Annotated in this window: 8 protein-coding genes; 4 read left to right on the forward strand and 4 right to left on the reverse strand. The window is 71.4% G+C overall.

Translation table 11 applies throughout. From position 1 onward, the window contains the following. Positions 1–113: 113 nt before the first annotated feature. Complete coding sequence (locus ACFC09_RS21600; RefSeq protein WP_376530698.1) at positions 114–2,876, forward strand: hypothetical protein; 2,763 nt, start codon at positions 114–116, stop codon at positions 2,874–2,876. A 93-nt stretch (positions 2,877–2,969) separates the two neighbouring features. On the opposite strand, the gene ACFC09_RS21605 is transcribed toward ACFC09_RS21600, so the two are convergent. From ACFC09_RS21605 to ACFC09_RS21620, 4 genes are all read right to left on the reverse strand, one after another. After that, positions 2,970–4,181 carry a cytochrome P450 gene (locus ACFC09_RS21605; RefSeq protein ID WP_376530700.1) on the reverse strand — a complete coding sequence of 404 codons (1,212 nt, stop codon included), beginning with the start codon at positions 4,179–4,181 and terminating at the stop codon, positions 2,970–2,972. A 74-nt stretch (positions 4,182–4,255) separates the two neighbouring features. Continuing rightward, the gene (locus tag ACFC09_RS21610; RefSeq protein ID WP_376530702.1) at positions 4,256–5,497 is read right to left on the reverse strand and encodes a cytochrome P450; all 1,242 of its coding nucleotides are present in this window, start codon (positions 5,495–5,497) and stop codon (positions 4,256–4,258) included. After that, entirely contained in the window at positions 5,494–8,586 is a 3,093-nt protein-coding gene (locus ACFC09_RS21615; RefSeq protein WP_376530704.1) for an amino acid adenylation domain-containing protein, read from the reverse strand. The genes ACFC09_RS21610 and ACFC09_RS21615 overlap by 4 nt, the downstream gene beginning before the upstream one ends. Before the next feature lie 46 nt (positions 8,587–8,632). Further along, positions 8,633–9,076, reverse strand: coding sequence for a pyridoxamine 5'-phosphate oxidase family protein (locus ACFC09_RS21620; protein WP_376530705.1), 444 nt, complete (start codon positions 9,074–9,076; stop codon positions 8,633–8,635). A gap of 534 nt (positions 9,077–9,610) precedes the next feature. Between ACFC09_RS21620 and ACFC09_RS21625 the strand changes: the two genes are divergently transcribed. The 3 genes from ACFC09_RS21625 to ACFC09_RS21635 all read left to right on the forward strand — a co-directional run bounded on the left by ACFC09_RS21625 (position 9,611) and on the right by ACFC09_RS21635 (position 12,141). Further along, positions 9,611–10,576, forward strand: coding sequence for an ATP-binding cassette domain-containing protein (locus tag ACFC09_RS21625; RefSeq protein WP_376530708.1), 966 nt, complete (start codon positions 9,611–9,613; stop codon positions 10,574–10,576). Positions 10,577–10,578: 2 nt separating this feature from the next. Then, positions 10,579–11,421 (forward strand): ABC transporter permease, encoded by an 843-nt coding sequence (locus ACFC09_RS21630; protein WP_376530710.1) that lies wholly within the window; start codon positions 10,579–10,581, stop codon positions 11,419–11,421. 153 nt (positions 11,422–11,574) lie between these two features. Then, the gene (locus ACFC09_RS21635; protein WP_376530712.1) at positions 11,575–12,141 is read left to right on the forward strand and encodes a PA domain-containing protein; all 567 of its coding nucleotides are present in this window, start codon (positions 11,575–11,577) and stop codon (positions 12,139–12,141) included. The last annotated feature ends 480 nt before the right edge of the window (positions 12,142–12,621 follow it).

Here is a 12,621-nt window from a genome sequence, read left to right on the forward strand (position 1 = left end):
GCGCCGAGGGTGTGGGGCTCGGCCGGCCGGCGCAAGGTGAAGGCTTGATAACACGCGGGAAAGCGCGTTCCCCTGATGGTTAGGGTGATGACCCGCTTCCGGTGGACCACCGGGTGATCGAGGGAGCCATGGTGCCCGTGGAACCCGTCTTCGCACACGCCGACCGGCTCTTCGCCCTGCTCGACCGGCTCGTGCGCAGGCCGAGCAAGGGTGAAGTGCCGGGCGAGGTCCCGGAACGGGACGGTATACCGATCATCCAGTTGCTCGGCGACGAGCAGGATGGTCTCGCCGAGCAGATCGCAGGGGCGATGCACGCGGCCCAGCCCCGGTCCGTCCCACAGGAGTTGGTCGACCTCGACCAGAAGTGGGACGAGGTCGTCGCCCAGCGCGGCGACCCCTCGGCCCCCAACCACCTGACCCCCGACTGGCAGCGGGCCGAACTGTGCAGGCGCATCCTCGTCCAGTTGGCCGGCGAGTACTCGTCCGTGTCCTACGGGCACGACAGGAGCGTACGTTTCCGGCGGCTGGGGCTCGTCAACTGGTTCCTGGAGACGACGGACACGGTCCAACTGCCCGACAGCCAGCACGGCCAGGTCGTGCTGCGGCGGCTGCGCGCCCGCGAACTGGAGCGGCGACGGCTGTTCGGGTTCATGCGCAGCCCGAGCACCGAGGTCGCGTTGCAAGGGAACGTGCCGTGGTGGGCGTACCTGCTCGGACTGCACCTGCTGCCGATCATCTGGTTCCGGGTGTGGCGTGGGGTGGGCCGCGAGTACAGGTGGCTGCTGCACCAGCCCTACATGGCACCGGCCGACCCCGGGAACTTCATCGGGTTCGCCGTACGGCTCACCCAGCCCCGATGGGGTCGCGAAGACCCCGAACAGATCAGCAAGTTGATGATCAACGCGTTTCTGGCGGATCTGCGGGACGCCTACCGGCGGCGGCCGTGGCGGCGGCGGGCGTACCGCCGTACGGCGTACTGCGTGGCGTTCCTGAAGGGGGTCAGCGAACACAACGGCGGCCTGGAGGTGCTGCGTCTGCTCGCCGCGGTACGCAACGACACGGGCGCCTTCGACCCGTTGCTCGTCGTGGCGAGCCGGCCGGAGCAGGAGGTCGAATCCGTCCGGGTCCGGAGCCTGACGGACGAACTCGGTGTGTACGACGCCTGGTGCGAGCGGCTGCGGAACGCGGCGGGCGGCCGGGACACGGACTTCTGGTACCTGCCGGTGAGGGTGCCCGCGCCGTTGCCTGACGACGATCCCGGGCGCGACGCCCAGCACGAGCGCACGTCCGTGGCCCGCCGGCTCCAGGTGTCCCAGCCCCCTGCCTGGGCCGGGCGCACGGCCACCGTGGTTTCCCTCGTCCTCGCGGTCGTACTGATCGCCGCCGGTTTCACCTACGGCCTCACGAAAGAGAGTGAGTGGCGGTGGCAGCACTGCGGACTGAGCCGTTCCGATCCGGACGCACGGACCCTGCAACGGGAGTCGACCGACGAATGCATCGGGGTCGCCCCGCACGGATTCGCGTTCGGATCCACGGACCCGCGGGTACGGCAGACCCTCTCGATCATCGCCCGCCAGAACGAAGAGGCAGAGCGCAGGCACGCCGCCGACCCCGCCAGACGGCTCGTCACCGTCGTCCATCTGTCGGCCCTGCTCAGCAGTCCCATCGGAGAGACGTCCAACACGCTGTCGTACGCGCGTGAGCAGTTGCAGGGCGCGGCAAGCGCCCAGCGGCGGCAGCTCGACAAGCAAGGGGAGACCGAGCCCGTCCTGCGGATCTTCCCGGCCGCCGCCGGATCCGGCATGCGGTTCGGCGCCGATGTCGCGAGCACGATCAAACGGATGATGCGGACCGACCCGACCATCGTCGGCGTCACCGGCCTCGACCAGAGCCGCAAGGCCACGATCACGACCATAGGCGCACTCACCCGGGTCGGACTCCCCATGGTCGCCACCACACTGTCCGCCGACACGCTCCCGGAGAACTCCGCGCTCTACTACCAGGTCTCACCGCAGAACCGGCGGGAGGCCGCGATCGCCGCCGCGTACGCCGACCATCTCGCCGACCAGAAGGCACTCGACGAGCGCACGGTACGCGTCGTGTACTCCCTCGACACGACCGACGAGTACAGCGCCAACCTGCGGGCGGACGCCGTCACGGCCTTCCGGAAGGCGGGTTTCCAGGTGGACCAACAGGGCTACACCCCCTCTCCCGCGCCCGTCGGCGCTCCCTCGGGACCGGGTGCGCGCACGACCGGCGAGCAGGCCTGCGGCTACCCGGGGCTGGTGTTCTTCGCGGGCCGGTCGGAGGACTTCGAGACCGTGCTCGGCGCCACCAACGACACCTGCGGGACGAATCCGCCCAGGTTCCTGGGCGGCGACGACGTGGCCCGCCTCGGTGCCGACCCGGAGCGGCGCAAGGCGTTCCCGCGCGTCCCGTACGAGTTCCTCGACTTCACCGTCGGCTCGGCCTCCTGTGACGGGCCCAGCGACCTGTACAGCACCATGAAGGAGTTGTTCCCCGACGAATGCCGTCAGGTTCAGGACACCTCTCTGGACGGACACGCGGCCCTCGCCTTCGACGCGGCGAACCTCTATCTCAAGGCCATCGCCCGCCTCCAGGACACCGCCCCGGGCACCCCGCTGACCCCGGCCGCGGTCTGGTACGCGCTGAACGGCATCCACGGTTCCGCCGCGCTCGACGGGGAGAGCGGCCGGATCGACTTCGGGGGTGCGGTGGGCCGACAGGTTCCGCTCGACAAACTCATCTCCGTCCAGCGTGTGGAAGGCGCCCAGCGGCCACAGCAGCTGGGGTTCTGCGGGCGCCGGGGGAGCAACGAGGGACAGGCGTGGTGCCCGCCTTCGGAGGCGCGATAGCGCGGGACGACTCCTCGCCCACGGCCGGGCCGGACGGGCCCGGTGGCCGTCTCCACCGGCTGCGCGATCCGTCAGGAAGCCGGGGCCGTCGGGTCACCAGTTGACGGGAAGGGTGAGCGGTGACTTGCTCGGGGACTCGTCCTCCCAGATGGGGTGGTGGCCTTCGGCCGGACGCAGGCCCGGAAGCCGGTCGAACAGTGCTTCCAGGCACACGGTCATCTCGGCTCGGGCCAGGTGGGAGCCGATGCAGTTGTGCGCGCCGCGGCCGAAGGCGAGGTGGGGATTGTCCGCACGGCACAGGTCGAGCCGGTCGCCGTCGGCGAACGTCCTCCCGTCGCGGTTGGCCGAGGCGAGGACGGGCAGTACGACGTCGCCGGCGTGGATGGTCCGGCCGTGCAGCTCGATGTCCTGGACGGCCTGGAGGACCACGACACCGTTCATCACCGGTACGTAGCGCAGGAGTTCCTCCACCGCGCCCGGCATGAGGTCGCGGTGGTCCCGCAGGCGGGCGTACGCGCCGGGCAGGGTCAGCAGGGTCAGTACGGCGTCGGCCAGGAACATGGTGCTCGTCCGGTAGCCGGCGACGAGCATGGAGAGCCCGAAGCTCACCGCGCTCTCGTGGTCCAGGGTGCCCCGCCCGCACTCGTGGACCAGTCTGGTGAGTATGTCGTCAGCGGGCTCGCGCCGTTTGCGGTCGAGCAGCGCGATGACGTACGCGCGCAGTTGGTGGGTGGCCTCGCGGCCCTCCTTCAGTGTGAGCAGGGCCCCCAGCGCGGCATCCGCCCTGGGCAGGAAGTACTCGCTGTCCTCGTAGGGGATCCCCACCAGATCGCACATCACCATGACGGGGAAGGGCTCCAGGAACCGGACGACCAGGTCGCCGGGCTGGTCGCCGCTGACGAGCGGATCGAGCAGCCGGTCGGCCGACCGCCGGATGCGCGGCAGTCGGCTCCGAACGGACCGGACACTGAACGGCTCGCTCAGCGCCCGGCGCAGGGCGGCGTGCCGGGGGCCCTCCAGTTCCATCATCGTGATCAGGCCCGGCTCGTCGCCAGGGGCCCGGCCGGGGCGGGGCGGCCAGTCGGTGATGCTCGGCCTGACCAGCCGGGAGTCGGCGACCAGTTCCTTCACGTCGTCGTACCGCGTGGCGTACCAGGCGGTGGCGCCGATCGGCAACCGGACCTTGGCCAGCGGGCATTCGCGGCGCAGGCGGCCGTACTCGTCGGGCGGGCCCATGGTGCCCGGCGGCGGCAGGGGCAGGTCGATGACGGGCACGTCGACGACGGGTTCCGGGGTCGTGTTCACGGGTGAGCCTCCCCTGGTCGGGTGCACGGGCGGTGGTCCGGGCCCGGTCGGGTGCGAAGGGCCGGCCGGCCGGTTCACCAGCTGACCGGGAGGGTCAGCGGTGACTTGGTGACGGACCGGTCGTCCCAGCGGGGCTCCTGCCCGTCGGCCGGACGCAGCCGGGCGAAGCGGTCGAACAACGCCTCCAGTCCTACGGTCAGTTCTGCGCGTGCCAGGTGGGCGCCGATGCAGTTGTGGGTTCCCCGGCCGAAGGCGAGGTGGGGATTGTCCGCACGGCACAGGTCGAGCCGGTCGGCGTCGGCGAACACGTTCCCGTCGCGGTTGGCGGAGGCCAGCACGGGGATGACGGCGTCGCCCCTGCGGACCGTCCGTCCGCGTACGTCGATGTCCTCGGTGGCCAGCAGCAGCAGGGTGCCGTTCATCACCGGCAGGTAGCGCAGGAGTTCCTCCACGGCACCGGGCATGAGGTCGCGGTGGTCCCGCAGGCGGGCCCACCGCTCCGGCCGCGCCAGCAGGGTGTGTACCGAGTTGGCCAGGAAGAAGCTGCTGATGCCGAAGCCGACCGTGAGCATGGACAGCCCGAAGGCCATCACGTCGTCATCGGTGAGTGTCCCGTCTTCGCACCGGTTCACCAGCAGGGTCAGGACGTCGTCGCCGGGCCGGCTCCGCTTCCGTGCGATCAGCCCGGCCGTGTACGCGCGCAGCAGGTCGGTGACCTCGCGTCCTTCCTCCGAGGTCACCATGGTGTCGAGGGCCGCGGCCAGGACCGGGAGGAACCAGTCCCGGTCCTCGAACGGTATGCCCACCAGCTCGCACAGCACGAGCAGCGGGAACGGCTCGGTGTATCCGGCCACCAGATCACCGGGCCGGCCGGCTTCCTGGAACGCGTCCAGCAGGTGCTCGGCCAGTTCCCGGATGCGCGGCAGGTGGTCCCGGACGGCCCGGGAGCTGAACGCCGAGGCCGCGGCCCTGCGCAGCGCCAGGTGCCGGGGACGTTCGAGTTCCGCCATGGTGACCAGGCGCGGCCCGTCGTCGGCGGCCCGGCCGGGACAGGCCGGCCAGTCGTTGATGGTCGGCCTGATCAGGCGTGGGTCCGCGATCATGTCCCGGACGTCCGCGTACCGGGTGACGTACCAGGCGGTCGCGTCCATCGGCAGTCTGACCCTGGCCACGGGGCAACTGGCGCGCAGCCGCGCGCACTCCTCGGGCGGTCCCATGGTTCCGGGCGGCGGGAGCGGGAATTCCAGCACATCCGCGACGTCCGCGACGTCCGCTTCCGGGGCGGGATCCCGCGCGCCGGGTGCCTGTGGGGTCATGCTAGCCCCCTCTCCGGGTCGCGGGGCCGCGGGCGCTCGATGTAGCCGGTGGCGTAGAAGTACTCCAGGTAGCGGTCGAGCAGTTCCGTGTCGACAGGCGGGCAGTGCAGGCCGGCGGCGGCCAGGTCGTGCTCGACGTTGGCCCGGCCGATGGTCGGGAAGGTGCCCTCGAAGTACATCTCCTTGACGGAGATGTCCGCCTGTTTGCAGCGGTCCACGCACAGCGAGACGAACGGGGCTGTGGGGCTCGTGGGGTTCCGCGCGACGTGGCGGACGAGTTCGCCCACCCATTCCTCGTAGGGAAGCCGGCGGATCCGGTGGCCGGCCGTGTCCATCCGGTCGAGCATGTCGCCCAGGCTGCCCGGACACGGGTTGGTCAGGTGGTACGTCCGGTCGGTCGTGCGACGCGTCGTGGCGATGTGCACCACCGCGTCGGCGAGGTAGTCCACCGGGACGAAGTCCAGCGGCAGCGGGATGTCGGGGGCCAGCCCCGTCTCGCTGATCGTCCGGAACAGCGAGCAGATCGCGGTGTCGGTGTTGCAGGCGCCGGTGCGCCGGTCACCGGTGATCTCGTACGGCCGGTAGACCGCCACGGGCAGCCCCTGGGCCGCGGCGCCGCGCAGCACCTCTTCGGCGACCCACTTGCTCTCGGCGTAGCCCATGGTGAGCCGGTCGGCGTGATCGAGCGGCAGGTCCTCGTCGACGTGCCGTACGCCCGCGGTGCCGAAGCCGGCCATCACCGCGATGGTGGACAGGAAGTGCACGGGCACACGGCGCCCTGCCGCAAGGCGTACGAGCTGCCTGGTGCCCTCCACGTTGGCGGGGCGCAGCGCCTCGTAGGGGTAGATGAAGTTGACCTGTGCGGCCGCGTGGACCACCAGGTCGAGGGTCCCGGCGAGTTCGTCGGCACGGCCCGGTTCCATGCCGAGTCCGGGCTCGGCGAGGTCGGCGGGGAAGCATACGACGCGGTCGGCGGCCTCCGCGGTGGTGAGGCCGAAACGGGCCAGGTTCCGCATCACCTTCTGCCGGGCGTGTGCCGGGTCGCGGCTTCGCACGGGGCAGTGCACCCGGGCGCCGGTGCGGCGCAGCAACCGGTCCAGCAGGAAGGCGCCGACGAAGCCGGACGTGCCGGTGAGCAGTATCTCCCTGGGGTACCGCCAGTCCGGTTCAGGCCCATGGCGCGGGCGCAGGGTGAAGCCCAGGCGTGCCTCGGCGCGGAAGTCCGCCGCGCCGGTGGCGGCGAGTGCCTCGCCCTGCTGGTCCTTGACGACGGTGAGGGCGGCGACGGCAGCGCTGAAGTCCTCCAGGGTCGGGGAGCGCAGCAGGCTGTGGATCAGTGTGCGGCCGTGCCGTGCGTCCAGTTCGAAGGCGGCCAGTGTGCGGGTGACGACCTCGGCCGCCAGCAGGGAGTCGCCACCGATGTCGAAGAAGCTGTCGCCGGGTGCCGGGTCCGTGCCCAGCACCACGTGCCACACCTGCGCGAGTGTGTCCGCCGGTCCCGGCCCCGAGTGCTCCTCCCGCACCGGGGTGGTGACGGCCGGGGCGGTCGCGGGTGTGCGCAGCCGACGGCGGTCCACCTTGCCCGCCGCGGTCACCGGGAACTGGGCGACCTCCACCAGCCGCGCGGGCACCGCGGCGGCGGGCAGCCATTGGGCGAGCCTGCCGCGGATGCGGTCCGCGGGTAGCGCCCGACCGGGGCGGGCCGGTGTCACGTAGCCGATCAGGGTGGTGCCCTCCAGTTGGACGACGGCCTCGCCCACCGCGTCGTCCGCCCGCAGTCGCGCCTCTATTTCGTCCGGTTCGATGCGATGTCCGCGCAGTTTGACCTGCCGGTCCGTCCGGGCCCGGTACTCCAGCAGGCCGTCCGGCCGCCGGACCACCCGGTCACCGGTGCGGTAGAGGCGCGTTCCGGGTTCGAAGCGGTTGTCGACGAAGCGTTCGGCGGTCAGTTCGGGGTCACCGAGGTACCCCAGGGCGAGCCCGTCCCCGCCGACGAGGAGTTCCCCTTCCTCGCCGACGTCCGCGAGCGCACCGTCGGGGCGCACCACGTAGCAGGTGGAGTGCTCCAGAGGACGGCCGATCGGCACGGTTGTCTGCTCGGGCGGAAGATCGTGCACCAGGTGTGCGGTGGAGACCACGCTGTTCTCGGTCGGACCGTAGAAGTTGACCACGGTGGTGTCCGGACAGGCCGTCAGGATCGCGCGGGCCAGTTGGGGGTCCATCGCCTCACCGCCGGCCGAGGCGAACCGCAGGGACCGCAGTGCCCCCGGTCTGGTGCGCGCGATGTGGTGGAACACCCCGGTGGTCAGATAGGCGACGCTGACCCGGTCGGCGAGCAGCCGCGATTCCAGGGCGTCCGGTGACAGCAGTTCCTCCTGCCCGGCGATCACGATGCAGGCGCCGGCGAGCAGCGGGGACCAGATCTCGATCGTGGAGGCGTCCGAGGAGAGGCCGTAGGCGTGCAGTACTCGTTCGCCGGGTCGTGGACGCTGCCATACGCGGTCGGACGAGGCCAGCCGGACCACGCCGCGGTGCGGGATCGCCACTGGTTTGGGGCGGCCGGTCGAGCCCGAAGTGAACATCACGTAGGCGCAGTCGGTGGGGTCCACGTCGGCCTGCGGGACCACGGCCGGGGCAGTGGCCGGCAGGCCGCTCAGGTCGATGCGGGTGCGCACGCGCCGGATGCGGCAGATGCTGCCCGGCAGTGTCACCACGGTGTGGACTCCCGCGTCCTCGGCCATCGCCTGGAGTCGGCCGGGCGGTGCGGAGTCGTCGAGCGGAACGTACGCGGCACCGGCCTTGAGGACGCCCAGGAAGGCGACCAGTGCTTCCGGGGACCGGCCTCCGCACACGCCGACCTCGTCGCCGTGGCGCACCCCGGACTCGTGCATCCGGGCGGCCAGCGCGTCGGAGCGGATCTTGAGTTCGCCGTAGCTGATGCTCCGGCCGTCCTGTACGGAGGCGGTGGCCCGCGCGCGGAGCTCCGCCTGGGCGTCGAACAGTTCGTGCAGACAGCGGTCGCGCGGATAGCCCGTCGGCCCGGTGTTCCAGGCCGCCGCGGCCGGATACGTCTTCGTGTCGGTGAACATCGAGAAGAACCCGTCTGTCCTGCGCGCACCGCTCGGGCCCGGAGGACTACGCGTCGAATTCCGCGGCGAAGGCGGAGAAGTCGGCTGTCCGCCACCTCTGGGGCCGCATGCGGATGAGGACGTCGTCGGTCAGTTGCCGGCGGTTGGCGGCCAGGTACGCCGCCGCGGTGTCCGTGTCCAGGTACCGGTGGGCCAGCGCTTCGTGCTCGGCCGGGGGCAGCGGGTCCGTCACGGCCGTCACCGGCCCCTCCACGCTGACGTAGCGGTAGGGGGCCGCCTCGTCCTGTGCGCAGAGACTGAACCGCCCCGCGTCGCGGATGAGCCGGGCCTTCAGTGTCTTGCGCCCCGTCTGGATCGTCACCTGCCCGCCGGGCCGGTAGGAGTACCACAGTGGGACCAGCAACGGACCACTGCCGTCGCGCGGATCGTCCACCCCCAGGATTCCGATGTGCATGCCCGCCAGGAACTCTTCCCGATCTTCGATCGACATCCTGAGATCCACTGGTGCCACCTCGATTCGGCGGAGAACCGCGACCGGCGCTGGTCCTGCTGCGAGATGTGTGGGCCGATGGGCGGTGCCCTGGCGACGGGTGAGGAGCCGTCGAGGGCCGGGGCCCTTGTGGTCCCGTCGGCGGCGCGGACGATCCGGTGGATTCCGTCGTCCGACCCGGGGCGGCCGCCGATTGCACTTCCATGTTTTCACCAGACCCGACCGGTTCGCATTCCGGGCAAATGTGACCGATGGGGGTACTCGTCCAGCGGTCGGGCCGTGGTGGCGATCTTGTCAGGTGATCCGTGGGGACCGCGGGCAGAAAGCCCCACCGAAGCCGACCGGGCGGTGCACAGGCGCACCGTCCCGGCGGGGGTGGGCCATCGCGACCCACCGGCCGCGACCGCGGTGCCGACCGGCGGGCCCCTGGAGGTCCGGGGCGGGCCGCCTCCGGTCGGGGAAGCGGAGCCGGGGTTCCGCTGCCGACGGTGACCCACCGCGCTCGACCGGCGCCCCCGGAGAAGGAAGACGCACATGGAGGCAGGCATCCGGGCCGTGGGCCTGACGAAGTCCTTCGGCGGCATACGGGCTCTGGACGGGGTCGATCTGGACGTGCGGGAGGGCGCGGTGCTGGGCCTGCTGGGCCCCAACGGCGCCGGCAAGACCACCGCGGTGCGGGTGCTCACCACACTGCTGCGGCCCGACGCGGGCAGCGCCCAGGTCGCGGGGGTCGACGTGCTCAGGCATCCCGGACGGGTCCGCAGCCTGATCGGCCTGTGCGGTCAGTCCGCCGCGGTCGACGAGTACCTCACCGGCCGGGAGAACCTCCGGATGGTCGGCGAACTGTACCAGTTGCGGGCCAGGGACGCCAAGGCGCGCGCTCGGGAGCTGCTGGAGTGGTTCGACCTGACCGAAGCAGCCGACCGCCCGGCCAGGACCTACTCCGGCGGTATGCGCCGCCGGCTCGACCTGGCGGCGGCACTGGTCGTGCGGCCACCGGTCATGTTCCTCGACGAACCCACCACCGGTCTGGACCCGCGCAACCGACTGGCGCTGTGGGAGCTGATCGAGACGCTGGCGGTGGAGGGCACCACCCTGCTGCTCACCACCCAGTACCTTGAGGAGGCCGACCGGTTGGCCCACGGCATCGCCGTCGTCGACCACGGCCGGGTGATCGCACGCGGCTCCGCCGACGACCTCAAGGCCAGGACCGGCGGTGAGCGGGTGGAGGTGGTGGTCCACGACCGCCGGCTGATCGGCACGGCCGTGGCGGCGCTCACCCCATACCGTGAGGGCCCGCTCGGCGTGGAGCAGCACACCCGGCGGATCACCGTGCCGGTGAGCGGGGGCGCCCGGGTGCTCGCCGACGTCATCCGCGAGCTGGACAGGCGGGGCGTCCTCATCGACGACATCGGCCTGCGCAGGCCGACCCTCGACGACGTCTTCCTCTCCCTCACCGGCCACGCGCCCGAGGGCGCCGACCCTGGGAAGGACGTGTGACCATGGCGATCGTCACCAGCCGAGCGGCGGGACACGCGACCCCGCAGCGCCGCGGCGGAGTCGTCCGGATGGCACGCGATTCCTGGGTGATCGCCCGGCGGAACCTGCGCCGGATGACCCGGATACCCGAGATCGTGGTCTTCGGACTGATGCAGCCGGTGATGTTCGTGCTGCTCTTCTCGTACGTGCTGGGTGGCGCGATCAGGGTTCCGGGCGGTGGCTACCGGGAGTTCCTGATGGCCGGGATCTTCGCCCAGACGGTCGCCTTCGCGGTGGAGGGGGCCTCGGCCGGCATCGCGGACGACATGTCCAAGGGCCTGGTGGACCGCTTCCGCTCGCTGCCCATCGCGCGCTCGGCGGTGCTCGCCGGGCGGACCCTGGCCGATGTGGTGCAGAGCGCCTTCGTCCTGCTGGTGCTGGCGTCGGTGGCGCTCCTGGTGGGCTGGCGGGTGCACCAAGGGGTGTTCAGGGCGCTGGGCGCCTTCCTGCTGCTGCTCCTGCTGGGCTACGCCTTCTCCTGGATCGGGGCGCTGATCGGCCTGTCGTTGCGCAGCCCGGAGGCGGCCACCTCGGCGGGCCTGATCTGGCTCTTTCCGCTCACCTTCATCTCCAACGCCTTCGTCCCGGTCGACACCATGCCGGGCTGGTTGCAGGCGGTCGCCTACTGGAACCCGTTCAGCGCCACCGTCCAGGCGTGCCGCAAACTGTTCGGCAACCCCGGGGCCGACGCCGCGCACGCCTGGCCGATGCAGCATCCGGTCGCGGCATCCGTTCTCTGGTCACTGCTGATCCTGGCGCTGTTCTCCTGGCTGTCGGTGCGCAAGTACCGCAACGCGTCCCGCTGACCGGCCGAAGAGGCACCGAAGGGCAGCGGCGCCACGCGTCGCTCTGGGGGCCGATGAATCGGCTGGCAGCGCGCCGGCCCCCGGTGCGGCGGTGCCCCCTCCGGCCTGTCCGCCCGCTACGGGACCCCGGACGCCGCGCTGAGCGAGACGCAGATGTGGCTGAACGACGACGGTGACCCAAGCTTCCGCGAAGCCTCGATTCCGGTTCCCCGGCTGCCGGTCAGGGGAGACCTGCCGGTGGTCCACGCGGGCACCGGGTCCGCCGCCGAACTCGCGCGTGTCGACGCCCGGGGCAAGCTCGTGCTCCTGACACCGACCGACATCTGCAAGGAGACCTGCGACTTCCCCGAGCTCCGGGACGAGCGGGTGGCAGCCGCTGCCGCCGCGGGCGCCGCCGGTGTGCTGGTCGCGGCACCGGGACTCACCTCGCTGGGCCGCCCCGAGACGCTCGACCAGTGCGTGGACGGGCCGCAGAGCTGCCCGGCCGTCCAGCCGTACGCCGCTCTGCCCATCGTGACGGTGCCCTATGGGGAGGCCGAAGGACTGATCAAGCGGATCAAGGCCGACGGGTCGCATGTCGAGATCAGCCTCGGCGGCGGCGTCGTGCCGAGGGCGTACGCCGCCAGACGCAGGTGCGGACGGAGTCCGGCTTCACGGTCGGGGCCGGACCGTGCTCGGGTTGCCGACAGGGCGACGTCTTCTACCCCACCCTCTACCTGACGGACAGCGGCGGCGGCCGCCAGGCCCTGATCGGCATCGTCGACGACGAGCTTCTCACGCACGACTTCGCCGAAATCCCGACGTGCGGGCCGGTCGCCTCGCCCACCTTGCCGAACCTCGACTACACCTGCGACTTCAGGCTGCTGAACGCGTCCGGTCACGAGATCGAGCGTCGCACGGAGCACCTCCCCGACGAGAACTACACCAGCCAGTGACGACACTCGAACCCGCTGAGGAGACCAACAGGATGAACACCGGTGCGCCTTCGGCACGGCGCCGCAGAGAGGCCCTCGTGGTGCTCGCCCTCGCGGTGATGCTGGCATGGGCCGGCTGCAACGGCGGTGACCTCGTCTCCTACGACCTGCCGGCGAAGTCATCTGGGGCTGGCACTTGTTCCCTCACAAGGGTTGCCGCTGCCACCTGGCCGTATCCCGTGCATGGGTGACGTGGTCGGCAGCAACGAAGCGGCCTGCCGCCCGG

It is taken from the genome of Streptomyces sp. NPDC056161 (assembly GCF_042268025.1).
Lineage (GTDB): Bacteria > Actinomycetota > Actinomycetes > Streptomycetales > Streptomycetaceae > Streptomyces.